The sequence below is a fragment of the Bacillus glycinifermentans genome (genome assembly GCF_001042475.2).
In the GTDB taxonomy this organism is placed as follows: domain Bacteria; phylum Bacillota; class Bacilli; order Bacillales; family Bacillaceae; genus Bacillus; species Bacillus glycinifermentans.
Genome location: NZ_LECW02000004.1, coordinates 15,691 through 40,183 on the forward strand (window position 1 = coordinate 15,691; position 24,493 = coordinate 40,183).

Annotated in this window: 26 protein-coding genes, 1 other RNA gene and 1 riboswitch; of the genes, 4 read left to right on the plus strand and 23 right to left on the minus strand. The window is 46.9% G+C overall.

The features are described from left to right. Positions 1-57: 57 nt before the first annotated feature. The 11 genes from AB447_RS02805 to AB447_RS26115 form a co-directional block, all read right to left on the minus strand. A complete protein-coding gene (locus AB447_RS02805) occupies positions 58-327 on the minus strand; it encodes a YpbS family protein (RefSeq protein WP_048354898.1) in 270 nt (89 codons plus the stop codon). A gap of 52 nt (positions 328-379) precedes the next feature. Continuing rightward, on the minus strand, positions 380-3,949 hold the full coding sequence (gene dynA / locus AB447_RS02810) for a dynamin GTPase (protein ID WP_048354899.1): 3,570 nt from the start codon (positions 3,947-3,949) through the stop codon (positions 380-382). A 140-nt stretch (positions 3,950-4,089) separates the two neighbouring features. After that, entirely contained in the window at positions 4,090-4,179 is a 90-nt protein-coding gene (gene fbpC, locus AB447_RS02815; protein WP_046130776.1) for a Fur-regulated basic protein FbpC, read from the minus strand. A gap of 66 nt (positions 4,180-4,245) precedes the next feature. Next, complete coding sequence (locus AB447_RS02820; RefSeq protein ID WP_048354900.1) at positions 4,246-4,755, minus strand: isoprenylcysteine carboxyl methyltransferase family protein; 510 nt, start codon at positions 4,753-4,755, stop codon at positions 4,246-4,248. Position 4,756: 1 nt separating this feature from the next. Further along, positions 4,757-5,860: a type III polyketide synthase gene (locus tag AB447_RS02825; protein WP_057957424.1), complete on the minus strand. Its 1,104-nt coding sequence runs from the start codon at positions 5,858-5,860 to the stop codon at positions 4,757-4,759. A 31-nt stretch (positions 5,861-5,891) separates the two neighbouring features. Then, positions 5,892-6,443, minus strand: coding sequence for a GNAT family N-acetyltransferase (locus AB447_RS02830; protein WP_048354901.1), 552 nt, complete (start codon positions 6,441-6,443; stop codon positions 5,892-5,894). A 92-nt stretch (positions 6,444-6,535) separates the two neighbouring features. Continuing rightward, positions 6,536-7,852, minus strand: a complete 1,317-nt coding sequence (gene pbuX / locus AB447_RS02835) for a xanthine permease PbuX (protein WP_048356336.1) — start codon at positions 7,850-7,852, stop codon at positions 6,536-6,538. Beyond that, complete coding sequence (xpt, locus tag AB447_RS02840; protein ID WP_048356337.1) at positions 7,849-8,433, minus strand: xanthine phosphoribosyltransferase; 585 nt, start codon at positions 8,431-8,433, stop codon at positions 7,849-7,851. Before xpt ends, pbuX begins: the two co-directional genes overlap by 4 nt. A gap of 94 nt (positions 8,434-8,527) precedes the next feature. Beyond that, a riboswitch (purine riboswitch) is annotated at positions 8,528-8,627 on the minus strand. A gap of 138 nt (positions 8,628-8,765) precedes the next feature. Continuing rightward, entirely contained in the window at positions 8,766-10,232 is a 1,467-nt protein-coding gene (locus tag AB447_RS02845; RefSeq protein WP_411801416.1) for a carboxypeptidase M32, read from the minus strand. A 157-nt stretch (positions 10,233-10,389) separates the two neighbouring features. Further along, positions 10,390-12,309, minus strand: a complete 1,920-nt coding sequence (locus tag AB447_RS02850) for an ATP-dependent DNA helicase (protein WP_057957425.1) — start codon at positions 12,307-12,309, stop codon at positions 10,390-10,392. 116 nt (positions 12,310-12,425) lie between these two features. Continuing rightward, positions 12,426-12,602, minus strand: coding sequence for a hypothetical protein (locus AB447_RS26115; protein ID WP_096891846.1), 177 nt, complete (start codon positions 12,600-12,602; stop codon positions 12,426-12,428). A 214-nt stretch (positions 12,603-12,816) separates the two neighbouring features. On the opposite strand from AB447_RS26115, the gene AB447_RS26645 reads away from it, so the two are divergent. Then, on the plus strand, positions 12,817-13,521 hold the full coding sequence (locus AB447_RS26645) for a hypothetical protein (protein WP_053071220.1): 705 nt from the start codon (positions 12,817-12,819) through the stop codon (positions 13,519-13,521). Positions 13,522-13,636: 115 nt separating this feature from the next. Here AB447_RS26645 and AB447_RS02860 read toward each other — a convergent pair whose 3' ends face one another. The 8 genes from AB447_RS02860 to AB447_RS02885 form a co-directional block, all read right to left on the minus strand. After that, entirely contained in the window at positions 13,637-14,785 is a 1,149-nt protein-coding gene (locus AB447_RS02860) for a THUMP domain-containing class I SAM-dependent RNA methyltransferase (protein ID WP_048356456.1), read from the minus strand. A gap of 95 nt (positions 14,786-14,880) precedes the next feature. Beyond that, positions 14,881-15,267: RNase P RNA component class B (gene rnpB / locus AB447_RS24930), an RNA gene on the minus strand. A gap of 52 nt (positions 15,268-15,319) precedes the next feature. Further along, a complete protein-coding gene (gpsB, locus tag AB447_RS02865) occupies positions 15,320-15,616 on the minus strand; it encodes a cell division regulator GpsB (protein WP_046130785.1) in 297 nt (98 codons plus the stop codon). 79 nt (positions 15,617-15,695) lie between these two features. Further along, positions 15,696-16,247, minus strand: coding sequence for an SLOG family protein (locus tag AB447_RS02870; protein WP_057957426.1), 552 nt, complete (start codon positions 16,245-16,247; stop codon positions 15,696-15,698). Positions 16,248-16,357: 110 nt separating this feature from the next. Then, positions 16,358-16,603, minus strand: coding sequence for a CotD family spore coat protein (locus tag AB447_RS24935; protein ID WP_082142443.1), 246 nt, complete (start codon positions 16,601-16,603; stop codon positions 16,358-16,360). Positions 16,604-16,846: 243 nt separating this feature from the next. Then, positions 16,847-18,163: a ribonuclease H-like domain-containing protein gene (locus AB447_RS02875; RefSeq protein ID WP_048356455.1), complete on the minus strand. Its 1,317-nt coding sequence runs from the start codon at positions 18,161-18,163 to the stop codon at positions 16,847-16,849. A gap of 7 nt (positions 18,164-18,170) precedes the next feature. Further along, the gene (locus AB447_RS02880) at positions 18,171-20,414 is read right to left on the minus strand and encodes a DEAD/DEAH box helicase (RefSeq protein WP_048356460.1); all 2,244 of its coding nucleotides are present in this window, start codon (positions 20,412-20,414) and stop codon (positions 18,171-18,173) included. 127 nt (positions 20,415-20,541) lie between these two features. Then, entirely contained in the window at positions 20,542-21,048 is a 507-nt protein-coding gene (locus tag AB447_RS02885) for a PTS sugar transporter subunit IIA (protein ID WP_048356454.1), read from the minus strand. Positions 21,049-21,207: 159 nt separating this feature from the next. On the opposite strand from AB447_RS02885, the gene AB447_RS02890 reads away from it, so the two are divergent. Beyond that, entirely contained in the window at positions 21,208-21,624 is a 417-nt protein-coding gene (locus AB447_RS02890; RefSeq protein ID WP_048356453.1) for an Hsp20/alpha crystallin family protein, read from the plus strand. Positions 21,625-21,646: 22 nt separating this feature from the next. On the opposite strand, the gene AB447_RS02895 is transcribed toward AB447_RS02890, so the two are convergent. Continuing rightward, entirely contained in the window at positions 21,647-22,099 is a 453-nt protein-coding gene (locus AB447_RS02895; RefSeq protein ID WP_048356452.1) for a YppG family protein, read from the minus strand. Between the two features lie 183 nt (positions 22,100-22,282). Here AB447_RS02895 and AB447_RS02900 point away from each other — a divergent pair, with 183 nt between their 5' ends. Further along, positions 22,283-22,483, plus strand: coding sequence for a YppF family protein (locus AB447_RS02900; RefSeq protein WP_046130805.1), 201 nt, complete (start codon positions 22,283-22,285; stop codon positions 22,481-22,483). An 18-nt stretch (positions 22,484-22,501) separates the two neighbouring features. Here AB447_RS02900 and AB447_RS02905 read toward each other — a convergent pair whose 3' ends face one another. Continuing rightward, positions 22,502-22,876 (minus strand): YppE family protein, encoded by a 375-nt coding sequence (locus AB447_RS02905; protein ID WP_232517691.1) that lies wholly within the window; start codon positions 22,874-22,876, stop codon positions 22,502-22,504. A 63-nt stretch (positions 22,877-22,939) separates the two neighbouring features. After that, the gene (locus tag AB447_RS02910; protein WP_048356451.1) at positions 22,940-23,167 is read right to left on the minus strand and encodes a DUF5446 family protein; all 228 of its coding nucleotides are present in this window, start codon (positions 23,165-23,167) and stop codon (positions 22,940-22,942) included. A 200-nt stretch (positions 23,168-23,367) separates the two neighbouring features. On the opposite strand from AB447_RS02910, the gene sspM reads away from it, so the two are divergent. After that, positions 23,368-23,472, plus strand: coding sequence for an acid-soluble spore protein SspM (gene sspM / locus AB447_RS02915; RefSeq protein WP_046130808.1), 105 nt, complete (start codon positions 23,368-23,370; stop codon positions 23,470-23,472). A 29-nt stretch (positions 23,473-23,501) separates the two neighbouring features. Here sspM and AB447_RS02920 read toward each other — a convergent pair whose 3' ends face one another. Then, entirely contained in the window at positions 23,502-24,464 is a 963-nt protein-coding gene (locus AB447_RS02920; protein ID WP_082634614.1) for a DUF2515 domain-containing protein, read from the minus strand. Between the last annotated feature and the right edge of the window lie 29 nt (positions 24,465-24,493).

Consider the following 24,493-nt stretch of genomic DNA (forward strand, 5'->3'; position numbering starts at 1 on the left):
ATAGACCTTATGTTTTGCATGAAGGACAGAATCGACTCCCGGAAGGATCAACCATCTCTAGTCGCGCGCGTTTTTTCGGCTGACGTATTCTTCGACCATTTCCTTTGTGACGAGCCGTCTTTGCGGAACGATGCCTTTTTTGGCCAGCTCGTTCATTTTCGCTGTCACCTGATTGATGCGGTCGGTAGAAAACGGTTCGTGCCGCTCGCATTTTGCGACAGCCTCTTCGATCGCCCGTTCTCTTTCGTCTTCAAGAAGGACGAACTCCTTCACGATCTGATGCTGTTTTTTGGAATGTGCTGTAATCGCTTCGTGTACGTTTGTCATCGTGTGCATCCCTTCTTTTTTTATTCAGTCTACCATGCCTGACGCAATTAGGCTATAACCGGATCTCCTGAAGCCATTCAGTCGCTAGAGCATATGCGGTTTCGATTCTTTCTTCATCTGCTTTAGTGAAAGGATCGTGGAAATACGTTTCCTTTTGACCGGAAATTTGGCCCATAGCCGCTTTGAACAAACGTTCCCCGATGAGATCTGCTTGTTTTCGGCTGCGGCTTAAAAATGTTTGTTTATCATGCTCAATCCAGCCTTCCGTTATGGCAGAAAGCTTTGACATAAGGGCCTCAATCAGCCTCGCCTTTCCGTTTTGCTGAAAAAATGCTTTCGGCGACTTGAATGCTTTCAGCTCTTCCTTAAATGCGCCTTCATCAGCCTCTGCCTCCCGGGGGTCATGGCAGTCAGATTCAGGCGGCTCCGCTTTGATATGGACCGAAAAATAGCGATTGCCGCCAAGTTTCTGCTGAAGCCCGCCGCCCCACTCTTCATCCGCATATTTGACCATCATGCCTGCGATCCTGATGTCAAGCGCTTTTAATTCCTGCAAATATTCGAATGCGTACTCTTTCAGGGCCGTTTTCAAGGCTTTTTGCAGGTTGGCCTGCCAATTTCCGTTTTGCAGCCCCGGATGAATGGCCGATTTCAAGAGATCGTACGCATAAAAAGAAAGGCGCTGTCCGATATAATAAAACTGCTCTTTTATATCCTTTTCCGTCATTTGAAGCATAAATGACCCGTCTCTTGTCTCTTCGATCGCCGTGCAAGCTGCCTCGTGCGCTCCTGCGATTTCCTCTTTCTCCGCCTCCGCCTCTTTTGCAGATCGGTGCAGCGAGCGGCGGAGCTGAAAAACCGCTTCGCAAAGCGCTTCGCCTTCAGATGCCAGCTGATCGACGGCGGATTTGGCCAATCCGTTTTCAATAAAGTCGCCGAGGTCTTTTCGTAAGCGGCTGAAATCGTTGAACCCGGCGGGTGTTCCATCGAGCTCCTGTTTGCTTGAGACATGGTAAAGGTGCGGATTTTGAATCCCTTCCTTTAACAGCTCTCCCTTTACATAGGATTCGACCGTTTCCAATTCTTCAGCGCTTCCCGCCAGATCTGCCGCGTTTAGAACAAAAAACATTTTATCCATGCCAAACGAGTCTTTGATCAGCCCGAGTTTCCGCAAGAACGACCGGTCCGCTTTTGAAAACGAATGCTGGTAATATGTTAAGTAAAGGAGCGCATCCGCGTCTTTCATATATTGAAAAGCGAGTTCGGTATGCCGTTTATTCATGCTGCTCGCACCAGGTGTGTCAACAATCGTAATCCCCTTGTTCGTGACAGGCGTATTCAAATAAACGGTGACTTCGCGGACGACGCAAGCCGTTTCCTCATCGGCGACATACGGTTTTACCTCATCGGCGGAAATCATGAATTCACCTTGGTCGATGATATAGTGCTGAAAACGCCTGTATGCCTTCAGAAAATGTTCAACGATGATGCGCTCATCCTGCTGAAGATTTCCTTTTTTCAAGAGATGTTCAAGCTTTTCTGAAAAAGTTCGTCCTTTTGCATCAGACATCTTCCCGTCTAAAAGCAGGTCTAGTTCAGCGGCGATCTCCGTTTCTGTTTTAAAGGCTACTTCCGCCGTCCCGTCTTGTTTTGCGCCCGTCGGTTCGGTGATCTTGTTGATCGTCGCCGTCGTCGGTGTAGGGGAAGACGGAAGCACCTTCCTGCCGCAGAGCGCGTTTGCAAACGAGGACTTTCCGGCGCTGAACGCGCCAAACAGGGCCAATGTGAACCGTCTGGATTGGAGCCGTTTCGTTTTGGCGGCAAAAGCCTCTCTTTGCTTTTCCAAGCTCGGAATATCCTCTAAATGACGGACAAGCCGCAAAAAGTGATCCATATATTCAGAAACGCTTTTTTCGGCTGTACTTGAAGGCCCTTGGGCCGTTTCTTGCCGAGGCGCCGGCTTGTTATCAGACCGCTTCATTTCGATCGGTTTTTGCCATTCTTTCTTTTCCTGTACATACCAGTCCGCCTCCGGTTCTTCGCCCTCACCTCCGGTTTCCCAAAGATCCAAGAGGCGGTTCGCTTTTTCACAGGCATTCTGCTGGGCGCTCAGCCGTTGATACAATTCCGAAAGCTTCGTTTTTTTCTCTTCATATTCGCGTTTCATCACCGTCAGCCGGCTCTCTTCCTTCTCAGCCAGGAGCGCTGTCAATTCTTCCGTGAGAGCCCGGGCGGCCGCCTTCGCTTCTCTCCTGATGTTTTCGGCGAGTTCTTTTGTATAGTTCAGCACATATTCCGGGGAAAGCGCCGCCCCTTTTTTCAGCGTTTTGACCAAAAGGGTCTCATCGACCTCTGCAGCGAATTCGAGAACGCGGGAGAGAAAGTCGTCGCTGTTAAGGTCGAATCGATTTGAGAATGTTTTGAACGCTTCAATCATATGCCAGTCAATCTCTGCCTGAACCCTTTTTCTGACGTCCGCCAGAAAAGCTTCTTTTCTCCTTTCTTTTTCCTCAAGCGTTTTTGCTTTCGTGAAGAGAAAACCTTTTTTAAAGCTTTTTTCGTTGGATTCGAGGTACAGTTTGGCAAGTTCCCTCATGTCAAACGGTGTGAGATTTGCATTTTGAATGATCGTTTCGATTTCCTTTTTGACCTCTTCTTCCGCTCGCTTCCGGAGAGCTTCGGCTTCAGAAAGCCCTTTCTCAAGATCACGGACTTTTTCTTCCAGAGCAGCCGCTTCATCCGGGAGGGACGAGTCTGTATCGCTGATCAGCATCTCTGTGTGCTCGTTGATCAGGCTGATGACTTTTTGTTCCGTATATGTCCGCAATTGCTGTTCAGTTCGGTGCTGGAGCCCGTACAGCTTATCGCGAAGCTGTTTGAACTCATTGAGCGGATGTCCGGTCTCCGTAACGGACGTAAAAAAGAGGTGATCTTCCTTGATCCCTTCTTTCAGAAGCATGTCAAGAACCTGGTTTTTATACGTCAGAAAAGGCGTTTCCGATTCATCATGCCTGTCGATTTGATTGACGATGAAATAAAGATTCGCTATTTTTCCCCGAATGGAGCGGAGAAAGTTCACGTTTTCTTCAGAATGGACATGGTTGTAATGCACGACATAAAACAGTGCGTCAGCCTGATGCAGAATCGATGATGCCGAAAGGAAGTGGGCATCGTCCGTAGAATCGATTCCAGGTGTATCGATTAAAACGGCATGAGGAGTAATTCCCGGAAAATCCCCTTCAATTTCTACCATTTCAATTTGGCTGCCGTCCTTGCAATACGCCTGCACTTTTTGTTTATCATAAGCGCCCTTGAACGCCGCGTATCTTCCATCTGTCGTATGAAGCGCCGTTTTCGCCTTTCCCCTCCTGACAAGGACGAGGTTGGCGCTTGTCGGAATCGGGCTTGTTGGTAAAACGTCTTCTTGAAGCAGCGCGTTGAGCAAAGACGATTTCCCTGCTGAATAATGGCCGCATAAAGCGATATACACTTCCCTGCGGGCCCATTTTTGAATGACGGACGCAAGCTGTGCTGCCCGTTTCTCATCCCCGTTTTTCTTCAGCTCTTTGAAAACAGCGCCTGCCTTTCTCATCAGGTCGTCTTTCGTATTAAGTTGTGCCATCATTCCTACCCCTTTTTGCATGTTGTTTAACTGTAGCCCCTTTTCCCATTTTACACGACAATTCTGTATTTTTCTTCACAACGTAAAGAAAAATGAAAAAAGCCGCCAAAAACGGCAGCTTTCGATACCTGTATATCGATTTATGCAGAGCGCTTTGAGATTCCTTTTAAAACAAATCCGATCATGAGACTGTATGTACATACAGCTCCGAGCAAAAAAAACATCGTCATCCGTCTTCCACCATCCTATAATGAGAATGTTTTTCACATCCATTATAAATGAAATGATAATCATTTTCAATGGCATAATTCCTTCAGCGCCCGCTCTTCTTCACGAATGCGGATCAGAAGCAATACCGCGTTGCATACAGTGAAGACGACCGCAGTCACATATGCCTGAAAAAGCAGAGGAAGAAGGATCAATTCAAGCACGACAGCCAGGTAGTTTGGATGTTTGATCCATTGGTAAGGCCCTTTCCGGATGAGGTTCGTCTCCGGAATCACCAAAATTTTTGTATTCCAGTATTTCCCGAGCGAAAAGAGCGACCAGTAGCGCAGCCCTTGGGTAAACACCAGCGCTGCGGTCATCAGGATCAAAGCCGGGAGCGGCTGAATGTCCCGATGAAAAACGGCCACTTCCGAAATGAGCGAAACGAAAAACAAAGCGTGCATCGCCACGATAAACGGATAGTGGCGCTTGCCGTATTCGACCGCTCCGCGTTTTTTGGCGTTTTTTTCATTCCGCTTCGCGACGGTCAATTCAATCAGCCGCTGAAAGATAAAAATAAACATCATCGTCCAAAACATATCATTCACTCTCTTTTTCCGTCCATTTCATGAAAAGAAGCTCTGATGAAAAACCCGGACCCAGCGCTCCTAAAAGCCCGTGCTTCCCGGGTTCGGGGGTGACGTTTACGAAACAATCTTTGATCACGTACATAATGGTCGCCGAAGACATATTGCCGTGCCTTGCCAATATCCGCCTTGAACATGCAAGGTGCTCTTCGGAAAATCCGAGGCTGTCGATGTATGCATCAAGAACTTTCTTGCCGCCCGGATGAGCAAGAAACACTTGAATGTCGGCCAGTCCGGCGTTTTGCCCGTCGAGAAACGCTTCAACGTCTTTTTTTAAGCGCGTCCTGATCAGCGACGGAATATCCCGGGAAAATACGACTTGAAAACCGCTGTTATTGATTTCCCAGCCCATGACATCTTCCGAATCTTTTAAAGTGGACGACTGTGAGCCCAGTACCTCGGGAAGGACGGGAAAGTGCGAGCAGCTTGTGTCCGCTTCCTTGCCGCACATTAAAACGGCCGCAATCCCGTCTCCGAATAAAGACGTTCCGATCAAATTGCTTTTCGATTTATCGTCCTTTTGAAAGGTTAAACTGCACAGCTCTGCCGCTACTACCAGAACATGCGCCTTTGGAAAAGCTGTGCAGTATTCAAACGCCCGCGCGATTCCCGAAGCCCCTCCCGCACAGCCGAGGCCCCAAAGCGGAATGCGCTTTGTCTGCCGTGAGAAAGGGAGAATGTTCATCAGCCTCGCCTCAATGCTCGGTGTCGAGATGCCGGTGGAAGACACGAAAAAAATCGCTTCAATTGTTTCAAAAGGAACCTCGCTTTTCAAAAAACGCCGATCGGAAAGGCAATTGGTCACGGCTTCTGCACTGTGTTTGACCGCCATCTCTATGTAAGCCTGATTTTTTTCTTCAAAGCTTTTCGCGTCTTTATACCATTCCAAAGGCATGACAAACTGCCTTGATTCGATCTCCCCGTTTTTGAACGAAGCTAACAGGCGGTCAATGTCTTTAAAGGAATCTTTAAACATCTCGCGCGCAAATCCGGCAGCTTGTTCTTGATTGACATGACAGCGGGGTATGCTCGTTCCCGCCGATAACAGATAAGCCATGTTACCACCTCTTCTACCATGAAGCGTATCCTCACGTGGCGTCCCGAAAAAAGAAAGCCATCAGCACTTCGTCATCAAACGCTCCATCCGCATGTATCTGTTCTTTTTGAATGCCTTCGACGACAAATCCGTTTTTCTTATATAGGGAAAAGGCCGCTTCATTTGAAGCAAATACGGTCAGGCACAGTTTATGGAGCTGATGCAGCCTGCACCATTTCAATGTGTAGGACATGATTTTTTTGCCGATACCGAGTCCCTGCGCCTTCGGATGCAGCCATGTTCTAAAAAGTCCGGTATGCCGTTTCATCTGTAGCTCGCCGCGGATCACCCTTGCGATTCCGTACACCTTGCCGTCGATTTCGACGGCTGCGTACATATTATCCTTTTCATACATATCCTTGATAAAGGCGCGCTCCTCAAGAAGCGTGCGCGGCCTTTCTTTTTGTATATAGACGCCGCTGTCAATCACAACGCGCACCGCTTCGATAATATCAGGGGCATCCGTCGGCCCGACGGGGCGTATCACGGCCTGTCCGCCGTCTTTTGTGCGGAAGTTTTCAACAAGCTCATGCTCTCTTTTCATCAGAAAAGCCTCCTCTTCTCACTCCTAGTATGTGTTATGCTTAAGAAGAAAACACATCTGATCAAAAGAAAAACCCCACGGGATCGTGAGGTTTAGACGGCTGATTTTTCGCCGGGTACGGCTTCCGTGCGGTCTATCGGCTTTGCAAACGGATTGATATGGAAGATCGCGTTCAAGATAATCGCGGTAAAGCTTCCCGCGACAATCCCGTTTTCGGTCAGCAGCTTGATGCTGTCCGGAAGATGCTGAAACATCTGCGGGACGACAGTCACACCGAGGCCGATCCCGACCGAGCATGCGACGATTAACAGGTTTTCCTGTTTTCCGAAGTCAACCCGGCTCAGCATTTTAATGCCGTAAGCGATAACCATGCCAAACATCGCCACCATTGCTCCGCCCAATACCGGTTTGGGAATGATCGTTGTCAGCGCGGCCGCTTTTGGAAAGAGCCCCAACAGGACAAGAAAAGCTCCCGCAGCTAGAATGACGCTGTTTTTCTTTACGCCTGTTAATTGAACAAGACCGACGTTCTGCGAATAAGCCGTGTACGGAAAAGCGTTGAAAATTCCGCCTAATAACACGGCAAACCCTTCCGCTCTGTACCCTTTGGATAAATCCTTCTCCGTCAGCTTTTTGTCTGTTAAATCGCCCAATGCAAAGTAAACGCCTGTCGACTCCACAAGACTGACGATCAAGACGAGGGTCATCGTGATGACCGGAGTGACTTCAAATACAGGAGTTCCAAAATAGAAAGGATGGATCATCTGCACCCAGCCGGCATGCGACACTTCTGTAAAATCGACTTTTCCCATCAGACCGGCGGCGGCCGTTCCGGCAATAAGGCCGATCAAAATCGAAACTGATTTCACAAATCCTTTTGTAAAGCGGTTCAAAAGGACGATCACGAGAAGAACCGCAAACGACAAAGCGAGGTTTGACAGCGCCCCGAAATCCTTGCTCCCTTCACCGCCCGCCATGTTATTCATCGCGGTGGGAATCAGCGTAATCCCGATAACCGTCACGACGGAACCGGTCACGACCGGAGGGAAAAACCGGACGAGCTTTCCGAAGAAAAATGAAAGCAGTATGACGATCAGGCCGCCTGCGATAATGCTTCCGTAAATCGCCGGTATTCCGTATTCCGATGCGATCGCGATCATCGGGGAAACGGCTGTGAACGTACATCCCAATACGACGGGCAATCCGATACCGAAAAAGCGGTTTTTCCAAACTTGCAGCAATGTCGCAATCCCGCACATCAGAATATCGGCTGAGACGAGGTAGGTTAGCTGCTCAGGGGTCAGACCGAGCGCGTCCCCTACGATCAGGGGAACCATCACGGCTCCCGCATACATGGCCAAAACGTGCTGAATGCTTAATGAAACGGTTTTTCCGGCTGTCAGCTTCATGAACGAACCTCCTGTAAAAACGTGACTTTTCCGCCTTCAAGAGAGGCGATTCTCGCCAGGGATTCGACCCTGATTCCGAGACCGTCAAGCTCTTTTCTGCCGTTTTGAAACGATTTTTCGATGACGATTCCGATTCCTGCGGCCTTTGCGCCGGCCTGTTCAATGATCGAGATAAGACCTTTGGCGGCTTGTCCGTTCGCCAAAAAATCATCGATGACAAGTACGTTGTCATTCTTTGAAAGGTGGCTGGCAGAGATAGCGATCGTACTTTCCGTTTTTTTCGTAAATGAATAGACAGATGCCGTCAGCAAATTGTCCGTCAGCGTAAGAGATTGGCGCTTTCTCGCGAAAACGACCGGAACGCCGAGTTTCAAGCCTGCCATGACGGCAGGCGCGATTCCGGAAGACTCGATCGTCACGATCTTTGTAATCCCTTCGCTGCCAAAAAGGGAGGCGAACGCTTCCCCGACAGCAAGCATCAACTCCGGATCGATTTGATGATTTAAAAAAGCATCGACCTTCAACACTTCATCGGATAAAACGGTACCTTCTTTTTCAATTTTTCGTTTAAGCAGTTCCATGCATACCCCTCCGTTATTCAATAAAAAAAGCATTGCCCGATAGAGCGGGCAATGCTGAAAAAGACGACAGCCATCTGCCTTGCGACAGACGTTCGTTTTGTTAGCGCCCACCCATAGTCGGACATTTACGGTGCCCGGTAGAAACTTGCGTGCCATATCCACGCGATTATATGAGTGATATAATGTATCAAATTATAGCAACTTTCCGGCAGAATGGAAAGACTAAAAGCAAAAATTACGAACTCAAAGCACATATTTTTGAGAGATCGTTCGTTTTTAACTGAAAATTCAGACTGAAAACCCCTTCCCATAAAGTCGGGAAGGGGTTTCTCTTACAAATACAGCTTCGTATACTTTTCTTCCAAATAGCGGATTAAATAGCCGACGTTCAGCTCTTCGCCTGTCGCGGCTTTCATGATCTCAAGCGGCTTTTTTCGTTTGCCGTGGACATGGACCCGTTCCGTCAGCCATTTTCTGATCGGCTGGAAATCTCCGCTTTCAATGAGCCGGTCAAATTCCGGAAGGTCCTCAAGCATTTTCGATTTCAGCTGGGCTGCATACATATATCCGAGCGCATATGAAGGAAAATAGCCGAAATCGCCGCCTGACCAATGAACGTCCTGCAAAATTCCTTTTGCATCGTCCGGAGGCGTAATCCCGAGGTATGCTTCGTATTTTTCATTCCACATCTTCGGAAGGTCTTCAACCGATACATCACCGCTGAAAATCGCTTTTTCGATTTCGTAGCGGATCATAATATGCAGCGGATATGTCAATTCATCCGCATCAATCCGGATGAAAGACGGCTTCGATTCATTGACGGCTCTGTAGAACGCTTCCGCCGAAATGCCTTTGAATTGTTCCGGGTTTGCCTCTTTCAACTTAAGAAAATACCGCTTCCAGAAGCTTTGGTGCCTGCCGATGAAGTTTTCGTAAAACAGCGACTGGGATTCATGAATCCCCATTGAAGCGCCCTCTGATAAATTCGTTCCGCTTAACGCTTCATCAATATTTTGTTCGTAAATGGCATGCCCGCATTCATGAATCGTTCCAAACAGTGCGGAACGGAAATCGGATTCATTATATGCGGTGGTTACCCGCGCATCTCCCGGACTGATGGTGATCTGAAACGGATGCACGGTCTCATCAAGACGGCCTGCCTCAAAGTCGTAGCCAAGCTCTTTTAAGAAGAAATGGCACAGTTCGCGCTGCTTTTCTTTCGGAAAATGCTCTTGTACAAAGTGCGTATCCGGTTTTTTCCGGCTGTCTGCAATCTTTTGGACGAGCGGAACGATCGATTCCCGCAATTCGGAAAAAAGCGCATCAAGCGTTTCCACCGTCATGCCCGGCTCGTAAAAATCTAAAAGTGCATTATAAGGGTGGCCCTCATATCCCCAGTATGTAATAAACCGCTTTTTGAACTCGATGATTTTCTCCAAATAAGGGGCGAACAGAGAAAAATCGGAAGCCTTTTTTGCTTTTTCCCAGACCGATTCCGCCTTTGATGTCAGCGTCGTATATTCTTTGAATTCATCTTCTGGAATTTTACTGTTTAATTCATAATCTTTTTTTGCTTCTTCGACCGCCTTTTGCGTATCAGGCGGCAATGTTTCTTTTTGAGCGGACAAAGCGTCCAGCAGCTCTTTCATCCGCTTTGACGTTCTCATTTGAAAAACGTCAGCCGATAATTGTCCGATCGCTTCAGAACGGTATTCCTCCCCTTTTTTCGGAGCGCCCGTTCTCATATCCCAATACATGACATTGACCGCTTGCTCATAATGGCTGATTTTCTTTAACATGTCTAACAATTCTTTTTCATATGCAGTTACGCTCAAAACGATCCCCCTCTTCTGTAAATGGTGCGAATTGTAATCAGACTAATGGAAATATTTACGAAAGTCAACTTTTATGCCCTTCTGCAAATAAAAAAAGAAAAGCGAAACAACCGCTTTTCTTTTAAACATAGGCCGGCTTCACGGGAAGCACCGCCTCGACCTCTACTATCACATTCCATTCTTTAGAAGAGGCAGCATAAATATGGATCGTTCCCTTGTCTTCGTTGGAGCGGATCAGGCGGCCTATACCCTGGCGGAGCCTGAGCAGCATATATGGCAGCTCGACCTCACGGAAGGCGTCTTTCACACCGCTCCGCTTCGCTTCAAAGACCGGATCATGCGGGGGATAAGGAAGCGACCAAACGATGACGTTTTGAAGCGCAGCGCCTGGAATATCGAGCCCTTCCCACAGATGGACGGAGCAAAGAACAGACTCTTCAATGCTTTGGAATTTTTCCACGATCGTACTGATTTCTTCGTCTCCTTCGAAATATACGGGAAACGGCAAGTCTACGCCTCTGACCTGCTGCTTAAACGCCTCAAGCTCTTCAAAGGACGGGAACAGAACGAGGGTTCTTCCGCCTTCCTGTTTCATGCTGTTAATCGCCGCTTTTCCCTTCTCCTTCGCTTCAGACATCCGGTGGATACACACTTTCATTTGTTCGTCATAATCGTAAGGCGAATCAACTGTGAGCGATAAGTAATCGCGGATGCCGAGGCTTTTCGCCAAATAATCAAAAGAGCCGTTTTCCGATAATGTCGCTGAAGAGAAGATGAACGGAATCTGTTTGGAAAATACCTTTTCTCCAAGGACTTCAGATACCGTCCGCGGCATCACCACAAATGTCGATTCAAGCTCTTTTTGCTCAAGCCAGCTGATCGCATTTTTCGTGTAGAGCGAAAGGGAATATGCCATTTGTTCGAGATATTCTTCCACGACTGTTAAAGCGTACTGGTCGATCGTATACAGCTCGCCTTCAAAAACGAGCGCCTCGCCGATTTTTTCGAGCAGATCGTAAAGTTCGCCGGCTGCTTTTTTCACTTCTGTATGTTCTTTGATGCGCAAACGCTCTGAACCTTCAGCTTTTTCGGCGTTTTCGGAAAGCAATTGGAAGAATTTATCGTTGACGGAGAGCGCCTCTTCGACGAGTTCGGCAAACTCCTCTCTGATATCATTGCCGATCAGGCGTTCAAGAAACATCTCCAAAGTCGATTGTTTCACCCTGTATGTCAGCGCTTTTTGCGCGGCGAATTCGAGCAGATGCCCCTCATCAAATACAACTGCGCTGTGCTCCGGTAAGAGCGGCAGCTGTCCTTCCCGTTTCCTGGCTTCTTCCGTCCAGACATGTTCCATGTAAAAATCGTGGGAACAAATGATGAAGTCCGTCGATTTCCGGTAATGGTCCCTTGACAGCGTCAGTCCGCAGCGGTGCCTCATATCACAGGTAAGGCAGTCCTGGAACGAGTCGTACGCAATCTCGGCCCATTCGTCATTGGACAGTGACGGATATTCCTTTCTGTCACCGTATGGATAAAATGTCTGCATGCCTTGTGATTCGTGGACGAATCCGGGCAGCGCCTCATAAAGATCGAGCCATTTTTCATCATCAGAGCGCTGCATCGTTTTCTCAAGCTTTTTCAGGCAGACGTATTGGTCATGCGATTTGCTGAGCCTCGCATCAACAGTCAAGCCGAGATGCTCGCTTATTTTATGAATGTCCCCTTCTTTTTTCACCAGCTGTTCAATCAGCGTCTCATCCGCACAGGCGATGACCGCCGGTTTCCCCGTATACCTGGCATAGCTGAGCGCAAACAGGAGGTAGACAAGCGTTTTCCCTGTTCCTACGCCTGCTTCGGCAAACATGACCTTCTTTTCTTTAAATGCCCGTTCTAATTGAAAGGCCATGAAAATTTGCTCATCCCGCAAATCAAAGCCCTTTTCAGGAAGAATATCGTAAAACACATCACCGATCCAATTGTTAAGCTCTTCATAGAAATTTTTTGTTTTTGTTAAAGAAAAAGGCAAACGAGATGCTGTCACCCTGCTCCAACCCCCAACTATCGAGTTTTTCAGAACTTCTATGCTACCACTATGGGACTGGAAATTCAACAAGAAAGATTTGTGAAAAACGAAATGGGGAACGGGATGGCGATTCGTTATTTCCGGCGGATCGAATGTGTCAAAAACGGATGGTCCGTCGATTCCATATGGCTGATCGCATTTTTAAGATCTTCCTTTGCATATGTAAGTTGCTCTCCGCCATCGTTTTCCAGTTCGCTGGATGACGTCTCAAGCGCTTTTTGAATCATGTCGAAATGCTCGCTGCTTAACATGAAATCACCTCTTTCAAAACGGAATAATCCCGAGTATATGCAGGTTGCTCATGTTTTATACAAACTGCGTTTATTTTCTTTCGGTTTCTTCCTCTGCGGCTCGTCTGTGTCTTTTGACAATGTGCGTTTGATCCAACGTATATACCCAATCTATTCCATTATTTCATCATATGTTGTATAGAATTTAAAATTTATAGACTGAGGTGGAAAGTTAATGTATTATTACACAACCGGAAAAAAGCATGATTGGGATTACACTAAGTATGATCATGATTATGATCCTTACCGGAAGCATTATGTTCCTTATGTGAAGGTATACCATGATGAGCCTTACAAAAAGCATCATGACCATTGTAAGAAGGAGTACTACTACCACTACTACGAGCCGTGCAAGAAACATGGCGACCGCAAAAAAGAGTATTACGATTACGAGCCTTATGAGAAGCATCACGACCATAAGAAAGAACACTACTGTTACGAACCTTGCAAAAAGAAACGCGAGCACAAAAAAGAGTATTACGGTTACGAACCTTATGAGAAGCATTATGACCATAAGAAAGAGCACTATTGTTACGAGCCGTGCAAAAAGAAACGCGAGTACGAAAAAGAGTATTACGGCTACGGGCCTTATGAGAAGCATCATGACCATAAGAAAGAGGACTATTGTTACGAGCCGTGCAAAAAGAAACGCGAGTATGAAAAAGAATATTACGACTACGAGTCTTATGACCATAAGAAAGAGCATTATTATGACGATCCTTATGAGAAGCACTACGATCATAAAAAGAAATACTACTACTATTGTGAGCCTTACAAAAAATATTATGAGCAGCCTAAAAAAGAGTACAGCTACGATGAACCGTCTAAAATATACGATGAAAGCTCTTACAAAAAGAAAAACGATTCTTGGATTGTGTGATGAATCGATGTTTTGATGTGCGCTCAAATCATGCAGAGAGCGGACATCTCGGTTTTCCCCATCTAAAAAACCCCGCTTCTATAAAGCGGGGTTTCCATTCGGCCTTTGTGATAAGCTATTCATTTTTAGGTTTTGGAGGTCTTTTTCCCCAATATTGATAATAATCCGTTTTGATAAAGCCGTTAAACAGCTTTCGTTTTTTTGTCGCTTTTTTCCCGTAGCATTCTTCAAACCGTTCGTTTGATGTCAGCATGTAGACGGACCATGTATCAAGGGCGGCAAACGTTTTGCCCATGTCGCTGTACATCTTTTCGACTTCTTCTTTTTCTCCGAGCCGTTCGCCGTACGGCGGATTTCCGACGATGACGCCGTATTCTTCTTTTGTCGTGAAATCTTTGACCTGCATTTGTTTAAATTCGATTAAATCGCCCAATCCTGCTTCTTCGGCATTCGCCTTTGCGATATCGATCATGCGGTGATCAAGGTCAAAGCCGTGAATGGACAAAGGCTGATCATAATTGGCCTTTTCTTCAACTTCAAGCCTTGCTTTGTCCCATACATCTTTGCCGATCCATTCCCATTGTTCAGACGCAAACTCCCTGTTAAATCCGGGAGCGATGTTTTGTCCGATCAGCGCCGCTTCAATCGGAATCGTACCCGAACCGCAAAACGGGTCAACAAACGGCCTTTCCGGCGTCCAGTTTGTCAGCAGGATCAGGGCGGCTGCAAGCGTTTCTTTTAATGGAGCTTCCCCCTGGCCTGCGCGGTATCCCCTTTTATGCAAGCCGATTCCTGAAGTATCGAGCGTGATGACAGCTTTGTCTTTCAAAAGCGAAATTTCAATCTTATATTCCGGACCCGTCTCCTCAAGCCACTCGCTATCTTTTCGGTATTGCGTTTTCAGCTTATCGGCGATGGCTTTTTTCACAATGCGCTGGCAGTCAGGTACGCTTGCGAGAGTCGATTTCACCGATTTTCCCGTAACGGGAAACTTCGCGTTTTCCGGAATAAAGGAGCTCCAGTCAATCGCTTTCGTTTTTTCAAATAGTTCGTCAAACGTTTTCGCGGTGAATTCAGCGGCCTGGATCTTTACCCTGTCCGCCGTCCTCAGCCAAAGATTTGCCCTGCAGATGGCGAGAGCATCTCCTTCAAACGTCACTTTTCCGTTGTCGACCGTGCAGTCATAGCCTAATCCGCGCACCTCTTTGGCGACGATCGCTTCGATTCCCATCGGGGCTGTTGCAATTAATTTAAAGGTTTTCATCGTATCACCTGTTTGTATGTATGTTTTTCACATGATAAAAGCTCTCCTATGTGCGGAGAGCTTATGCATTGTCATCATCATTAGTGTTTGTAACGTTCTGTAAGCCATGTTTTGTTCCCTCGTACTGCAGTCGGCTTTTGGCCTCGTACTCAGGCGGTAATCATCTATCTACAGAGCAATCTCTGTCCTTCCTTCCGTTCATTTCCGTCCAGAAGGTTCCCCTACCAAAATTTGGGTTTCTCGCTCGAGGGGTTTACCTCGTTCCACTCTCACCATTTCTAGTGAGACTTCGTCACTGTGGCACTTTCAAGGATACTCAGCCATATCCACAAAGGACGTAGGCTTTTTTCCTGCCGTCAGCCTTACACAAGGCTGCCCTAGCTTATGACTTCGCTAGGCACGAACACTACGGGCATCTCAGCACCGTGCGAGCATGGACTTTCCTCTACAGATGCAAACATCTGCAGCGATTACCCGAACGTTAAGACATTCACTATTATATCCTACTTTCTTTTTAAGGGCAAGGCTTTTTCATCAATCGTATAATTTGCTTCCGAATACGTGTTTTTCCAAATTAGATAATCTTTTCAAAATATCAAAGTTGGTCGTATTTGATTGAGCAGGCTGCCTTTTGCTGGCTTCCTCCAGCTGCTTTTTCAAGTTCAGGTTTTCCTGCTGCAATTCCTCAATTTCCTGATGGAAGGCTTCATAGTCTTTAATCACCAAGTCGAGAAACTTGTCAACATCTTCCTGTTTGTAGCCTCTGACCGCTGTTTTGAACTCTTTTTCTAAAATTTCTTTAGCAGAAAGCTTCACTTTATCAGCAAGCATCTTTTTCACCTCATATCGTGAATCATCATCTTATATTTTTTCAGAAAACGTGTACAATGTCAAATTTATCTTCCTCATGTTATTCTTCGTAAAAGGTGTAATCCTCGACGGTTGATCTAAGATCGTCCATTGTGATCATATAGATCGGAAAACCGCGCTTTTCCTGAGCTTTTTTTGCTTCATTCAGCATGTAAACAGGCGAACCAGCGACTTCTTCATCATAAAGAATCAGCAGGCCATCTGCTTTTTCGATGAAGAACCGGTTTTTCTGCTTAAACTGCGCCGGACTTTCATAAGGTCTGTGCGTCAAGCTTTCCGTGTAATCGCTTTGGGCTAACACAGCTTCATACAGCTCTTTATTTTTCTCATTCCAGTTCTTTTCCTGATCAAAAAACGGGGTGATGACGGCCACTTTCAGCTCAGGGTATTCTTCCTGAAGGGAAAAAGCCACTTCTGCCGCCCAAATTTCCGCACCAAGCTGCCCGGAAATAAGGATCCATTCCAGTCCTTCATCAAGCAAAGCGAGAATCCTGCTTTCAATCGCTTTTTTTATGTAAAACAGCGCCGGGTCATCGTGCTTAAATATGCCGATTTCAAATGGTTTATACCCTGTTACAGCCAATACTTTCACATTTATCACCTGCTAAAAAAATGGGGCATAATTTGCCCCATTTTTTAAAAATATTCTGTTCCCCCAGAACCGGCTTTCTTGATCCTCACAAAACTTTCGCACTCCGCCTTTTAGTATCCGCCAAATCCAGGTCCTGCAAATGGCGCAGTTCCTGTGCTGACAAAATGCTGATGTGTCGCCTGACTCACGTTTGATTGAGTTTGCGGGAAGTAATGAACGTGATCGAAATGTTGATTGTGGATATTTGTTGTATGCTGCGGATGAATGTGCGGTACGATCGTATTGCCGTGCGTGTGGGTGTAACAGCATTGTGTAGGATGAACAATCGGCCCTATTACGTTTGGTCTGCAGTGCATGATCAAATCCCCTTTCCTAAGAGCTTCTAAATACACTATTAAACTATGAAGCAGGGGGTGAACATGTACTGATATAAAGACCTATTTTAAAAGTAAGCCAAAAAGCTTTCCTTGAAATTCGTCAAAATGAAAATGATGAACAGTACAACGACAAAAAACAAGTAAAACAAGCCCTTATACATATCGACGCTCCCTTCAAAATAGTCTAGCGTTATTTTACAAGAATTTTGCCGTTTCTACAATTCAAAACATGTTTTTCGTGTGCCGCTGGCGGCGGATGCTGTCGACTCCTGCGCTTGCCCGGGGAATACTCTTCCTGTATTTCCTCTTTAGCCTCTCGTGGCGGCCGTCCAGCTCAGCCGCTTCCCTTTCCGTCGGGACGAGCTGTTTCGAGGCGCAGCGGCCGAGAAGATCCCGTGTTACGGATAAAGCGGCCGAAACGTCCCGCTTTTGATGCTCGTAATATTTGGCAAGCTCAATGCCCGCCCGCCAGGCGGTTTTTTCATCTTCCGCATGCCGCAGCTTTTCCCACAGCTCAGCCGCCTTTTCAAGCATTCCCTGTTTTTTATATTGAAGCGATAAATCGTAAGATGCCCGCTCTGACTGTTCAAACGATTTGGACGCAAGCTCCTTCAATTGCTCTGTCGCCCGTTCTGTTTCTTGATTGGCGATGAGCCATTTCGCCAGCGCGTATTTTTCATTTGCTTCCTCGGTTTTTTGCGGTGATAGGATCTTTTTCGATATATGGATGTAAAGGGAGATCAAAGAGAGCACGTCAAGCTCATTGTGGCGGAGGACGCCTTCTATGATCCCGGGCCGCTCTTCTTTTAAAAACTGAAAATAAATCATAGGCGCGAGATACCCCGGCGTATCCTCGGTTCTCTCGAAGCCCAGCTCCTCTTTTTCAACCGTGCTTAAGGAAACGCGCTCGAATTTATGTTTCCAGAGCCTTCTTGCACCGTGCAGCAGATCAAAATGGCCAAAATCGGGAAGCTCGGGAAGCCTGTCACGGATCAGCGTGTGCCTCGTTTTGACCTGCGGCCAGTCGAACGCTTTTCCGTTGTAGGTAACAAGCGATTTAATATCGACTTCGTTTAAAAAACTGTGATAAAGAGCCGCTTCGTTTCCCGGTTTTGGCAAGAGATGCTGTTTGACGACCACCTTGTCATCATAAACCCTTGCATGGCCGAGCAAAAATATCGTATTGCCGGCTCCTCCTCCGAGCCCTGTCGTTTCCGTGTCAAAGAAAAAAAGCTGGCTCGGGAGATACCCTTTGCTTGAAAGAGCATGGGAAACGCCGCTTTTATTCCACTCGCTGACCGTATCGTGAAGCTCGGCAAACGAGTAATGGCCGTGAAGATGCGTCAGCGGATAAACGACTTCCCGGATCAGGCAGCAGCACTCTTCAAATATGTACGGCCTGACGCCGAGTGAAGCCCATTCCTTTTCAAATGACAGGTTAAAGGATGTTTTTGGGGAAGCGCCGGCTGCATGGTCATCCTTCTTTCCCTTATTTCCCAGGTGATGTTTGTAGCGATTCAGCTTTCGTTTTAAAGACATTCTGTCCTCAACCTTTCCAGCCTTTTAACAGGCGCAGTGCATTGTCCTTCGTTCGGCTCGCTTCGCCGTGAACCCCGATGCAAGACGGACATCCGGAACGGCACGGACAATTGGCAATAAGCTGATACGCTTCGCCGATGATGTCGGACATCTGCTCGTAAACCTTTTGAGACAGTCCGACGCCTCCCGGATAGCGGTCATACAAAAAGATCGTCGGCTTTTCATTATGAACGGCTTTGATTTGCGGAAAGACGTGCAAATCGGACGGATCGCACATCACTTTCAGCGCGGCGACATAGCCGAGAACATTTGCTGCCCCCAATAAAGCTTCTTCCAATTTGATGTCATTCCAATTCTCCCGTTCAGCATCGCTTACCTGAATCCAGGCCGCATTCGTATGCAGCTCTTCCTCCGGCAGATGAATCGGGCCTGAGCCGATATTTTCATGTGTTTCAAATTTAATTTTTTTGAAAATTGTCGCTTTTGCCTGTACCGTCACATCGCCGAACCCGAATGCCGCTACATCTGTTTCCTTTGTTTTGTCGATTTCGAGCACTTTCAGCAATACGGCCAGGTTTGCATCAGTATAGTAATCGACTTTCACCTCGCGCACGAACGCTTTTTTCTCCTCCCAGTCGAGCTTTTCAACCTGGTACTGAATTCCTTGATGCAAATAAATCGCTTCATCATGAAGGAGCGTCATCGCACTGAACCTGTCCATTTCGCCGATCACTTTTGCTTTTTCGCGGCTCGACTGGTCGATGATGACGACGTTTTCCTGTGAAGCGGACCTGAGGCTGATGCCGTGGGCCGGAAAAGCGTCATTCATCCAGTGGTACGTGTCTCCGCTCAGGTGGAGAACCCTTTCTTCCGCCAAATATTCGAGAATGTCCTCAATCTCTGTATCGCCGAACGTATCGGTCCGCTTAAAAGGCAATTCAAAAGCGGCGCATTTTATATGATCGACGAGAATGACGAGATTATCCGGATTGATCACCGCTGTTTCCGGATTTTGCTTAAAGAAATAGTCAGGATTCTGCACGATATACTGATCGAGCGGCGCAGAGCTTGCGACCATGACGATCAGCGCTTCGTTGTGCCTTCTTCCGGCGCGTCCCGCCTGCTGCCACGCGCTTGAGATCGTACCCGGATATCCGGTCATAATGCATGTTTGCAGCTGGCCGATATCAACGCCGAGTTCAAGCGCGTTTGTGCTGACGACGCCTTTGATTTCCCCGCTGCGGAGCCCTTTTTCGATCATCCGCCGTTCGTTCGGCAGATAGCCGCCTCTGTAGCCTTGAATCGAATGGGCGCCGACAATCGGCTTCATCACGTCCTGCAGGTACGTTAAAATAATTTCGACCCTGACCCTGCTTCTCGCAAAGACAATCGTTTGGATCTGGTTTTTCAAAAATTCGGAAGCGAGCTTCCTGACTTCTAGTGTCGCGCTTTTTCTGATATTAAGCGACCGGTTGACGATCGGCGGATTGTAAAATAAAAAGTGCTTTCTGCCGGACGGCGCCCCGTTGTCAGCAATTAAGTGCATCGGCTGACCCGTCAGCGTCTCGGCAAGCTCCAAAGGATTGGCAATCGTCGCCGATGTGCAGATGAACTGCGGCCTGCTTCCGTAAAACGCGCAGATGCGCATGAGCCGTCTAATGACGTTAGCAACATGGCTTCCGAAAACGCCCCTGTACACGTGCAGCTCGTCGATCACGATATATTTCAGATTTTCGAAAAGGGACACCCATTTTGTATGATGGGGCAAGATCGCCGAATGAAGCATATCTGGATTTGTGATCACGATATGGCCGGCTTTTCTGACTTTCTGCCTGATCGCCGGCGATGTATCGCCGTCATATGTATAGCAATTGATGGATGCACCGATCTCATCTATCAATTCATTCAGCTCGCTTTTTTGATCCTGTGACAGCGCCTTTGTCGGAAAAAGGTATAATGCCCGCGCATCGGGATCTTCGGTGATGCGCTGCAAGACGGGCAGGTTATAGCAAAGCGTTTTTCCGGACGCGGTCGGCGTCACAAGGGTGACGTTTTGCCCGCTGGTGCTGCCTTGAAACGCTTCAGCCTGATGGGAATACAGCTTCCCGATCCCTCTTTTATTTAACGCGCGGACGATATTCTCATCCAAACGCTCCGGAAAATCGCGGTATTCCGCTTCTTTTTCTTCAATTGTATGCCAATGAACAATCTGTTTGCTGAAAGCCTCGTCCTCTTTCAGAAACTGAATCATGTCTGTCAAAGTTCGTTTTTGAAACAATACTGTCACCTCTCCTCTTTCTATTTTAGCGAATGTCCGTTCGTTCTGAAAGAGGCGATTCCATAAAAAAAAGCAGAGAATGGTTCTCTGCCTTTTTTCATCACTTGACTTTCAGCTCCATCAGCTTCGTCTCGCTTTTTTTCGCCGCTCCCTCTTCATGCTTGGTGACGCGCTCAACCGCATCGCCGTTCATAATGACGATCGGAGTAATCGTACTGCTCGCTTTTTCTTTGATCAGTTCCAGATCGCATGTAATCAAAGGGTCTCCGGCTTTTACCTTATCCCCCTCTTTTACATGGGCGGTAAAGCCTTCACCTTCCATATTCACGGTTTCCAGCCCGATGTGGATCAACAGCTCCACTCCGGACAGTGAGCGGATACCGATCGCATGCTTCGTGTGAAACAGCTGTATGACTTCACCGTCAACAGGCGATACGATGTCACCTGCGGAAGGCTCGACGGCCATTCCGTCTCCCATCATTTTTTGAGAAAAAACGGGATCCGGCACTTTTGAAAGATCCAGCACTCGTCCGTCAGCCGGCGAAAAAACGGTTTCTTCTTTTACTTCATCCTGTTTTTGGCCTAAACCGAATAATTTTTTCAGCAATGCAATTGGGCTCCTTTCAATATGCCTCTTTTATGGCGGCTTTCAACATTATCTCTGGATTCCCCACTATTTAACCACACTTTCAAAATCCCATCAATCGTTTAACCATATCAAATGCCCCTGCATAAGCTGAAAGTAAAAAAATCGAGGTGACAACGGATGAATCATAAAGAAAATGACAATCACTCTCTCAGCAAAAAAGACGAATTTCAGGAAGCGATCGAACAATTATTCTATGCTTCCCCTTTCCACGAAATATTAAATTCGTTTCAAAAAATCATATCTGATCAGCTCGAGGCGTCAAGCATTTCCATGCATATCAGGGACGACAGCGAAGGGCTGCACGTCGATATTACCGTTCCCGAGTCATTTCAAAACGGTGACATTATGATCGAAGCCAAGTCAAGGTATTTGCATTTCGCCCTAAAAGAAGAAAACAGCGCCGGAGATTCGTCATCGTTTACCAGTCTGTCAAGAACCGTACTGCTGCCGTATCCCGTACGCGAAGAAACGATGAAAACGTCGTGGAACAAAAATGTGCTGACCGTCTCATTTCCCGTGCAGGAAAAAGCATGAATGATCATCATCCATGCTTTTTTTACTTAAAGAAACCGATAAAACCTTTAGCGAGCGCTCCCACCTGGTTGACGGTACTCACCATTTGACCGGCCGTATCCATCATCTTGCTAAAGTCAAACTGCCCGTTCTTTTTCTTAAACTGCGACATAAAGCTCTGAAATTGGGAAGGCTGATGGAGGTTTGGCCTCGGCAGCGGATATGGATTCGGGTAAGGAAAGGCGTGAACTTGCTGCATATGATAATGGACTGGCTGCTGATAGGCTGGAAACGGATCGATATGTTGCCCCACCGGCTGATGATATGCCGGTGAAGGCTGATATCCGTGGCCCGCAGGCTGCGTATACTGGGCCGGTTCTTGGCTGTAGTAACTCGGAACAGGCTGATAAGGCGGATTCATGTGGGAATGCGGGTAAGCCGGATAATATGGATGCTGGTTTGAAAAAGGATAACCGGCAGCGCTCCTTTCTTCCATCTGTCATCTCTCCTTCTAGAGCCCTTTTTTCTATATTTGTATGAAATGATTGCCTATCCCGTGCCAAATGAAATGTCACACATTTGTCACATTCTGTCGAAAATTTTAATTTTGGAAAAACAAAAAAAAGTCGAATTGTTATGGTACTATATTATTACTATAGAATGAGAGGGGATGCACCGTATGAACGTATCATACTTAAGAAATTGTTTTGCCGAGATGAAGCAGTACGAGACAGATTGTATGGATAAGCTGATGGACTTCGCAAGGTTTTTATACATCCAGGGACATCTGACATTAAACGAATTTCGCACAAGTATGAAAGTTCTCGAAGCGAATGGAGCGCAGCATCCTGCCTACGACTTAAAAACGGAAGCCAACTGAACAAAAAGGAGACCAGGGTTATCCCCGGTCTCCTTTTTGTATATCGTCTTCAATGTTTTTCAGCGTATAAAGCACAGATTCGGTTAAGTCTTTAAAACGCTTTTTATGAATTTTGCAGAAATAAGATTGCAGGACAATTTCGTTCAAGTTTTCTTCGACCGAACGGAGCTGCTCTTCATGAATATACTTTGGACGGTATTCCTTTACATATGCCAGACTGCCGTTCAGCCAGCTCTGCAAAGCTTTTTCGCAGCGGTCGGCAGACGGTTTGACGACCTTGAAGAAATCGTGCTCTGCACCTTCCTCCTTGCCTTTTTTATATCGTTCGTGAGCTTCTTTTGCCAAGCGGATGAGCTCCCGCGTCTGTTCAAGAAGAGATTGTGCATCCAACATGTTCACCTCGGGTTTATCGTACCAGACGGACCGTTTGAATACAACGAATTCAAATTGCGGATGCTAAGCGGATTCCCCGTGATGCCGCGTCCCCATCAGCGTGCTGTTTAAGCAGGATGAAAGCTCTGTGAGCTCCCCTTCAATTTGGTCAAGCCGTTCCGCCAAGACGGCGCCTTTTTCAGATACCGCCCTTGTGATCGCCTCAGTGAGCTTTGTTTCTGCAGCTGACAGCTCTGTTTCCGTTTCAACAAGCATTTGAAGGACATGGTTTTTTTTAACAAATCCGCTCATTTGTCTACCTCCTTTTTGATCGCCTTCTATGCTTTCTCCCTTCCTGCCAGGCTCTCCTTCACAGCTGACAAAACTAGTACGAAACCGGCAAAGAAAATCAATTTCCCGCTGACCTGTCCCGTTTCGACAGCGCCGATCGTGAAAATTTGTATGAAGACGGCTTTTTATGCAAAATCTAAACGGGTAAGGAGGTGTCTCTTATGGAAAACGGCAAAAAGAAATCCCCTCAGAAAACAAAACCCGCTTCAAAACAAACGGATGCATTGGATAAAAAATTAGGCGGACCAAACCGCCCGTCTACTTAAAAAGCAAGGTCTCCTTGCTTTTTTTTCGTTTACCGCCTCCCGGTCAGCCAGTTTTCCAGCGAGAAAACGGCATGCAGCTGCCGTCTTTTTTGAAAATACCACTCCGTTAATTCGATCTTTTCCGGCAGCTTCTCGTCCTGAAACAGCTTCTCCATATTTTCCCCGTGAAACCAATCAGCTTTTGCTCCGTCTAATGAATGGGCAATAACGGGAAAGCATGTTCTTAGAAATGGCGAAGATCTGTTTCTAATCCCAGCCCAGCGTTCCATATCAAAACGCGATCCGGTATGCGGAACGCAAGTGGTAAAATGGAAGAAAGAAGGAAACAGCTCAGGCCTGAAAAGCAACCGGCTCAATTGTTTGCCGAGCTTGATTCTTTCGTGTAAGCTTGTAAAGCGCTTGACCGACACGCCGTAAAAGACACCTTCAACCGTCGGAAATATCACGGTGTTGAAGTGAAACCATTCACATACCTGAAAAGGAATCGTGTGAAAAACATTCTTTTTAAACAAAGGATTTTGTATAATAGGAGTTTGGATAGTATTTTGTTCATTTATAATGAGAGCGTACATGAGCCGCTTTTCGTCCCGTTCACGCCAAAAGCGCTCCCATTCTGCTTTCATAAACGATGAAACGCCTAAAGCGGGGAGCAAATGAAAAAGAGGCTGTCCAAGCTCTTTAGACCACTCATATAAAAGGAGCTGCGGGTAGGCATCGGAAAAAATGAGCCAGTTTGCCCTTTCATACGTCAGAAACAGCCAGTTTTGCTGGACGTCCGAAAGCCCGAGCTCAAACAGGCGTCCTTTTAAATCCGTCATCGACCAGCCTGCATTCCGGGAAACAAACGAGGCCAAAAGCGACCATTTGATTTCCGGATGACGGTCGAAGTATTTTTTATATGCGTTTGTCCGCGAAATGTTATCTTTGTTCAGTTTTCCGGTCAGCTCTTGAATATAGCGCGCGAGCTTTATCCCGGAGATCGCGTTAGTCAAGGCAGGTCACTTCCGTTTGTTCCTAGATT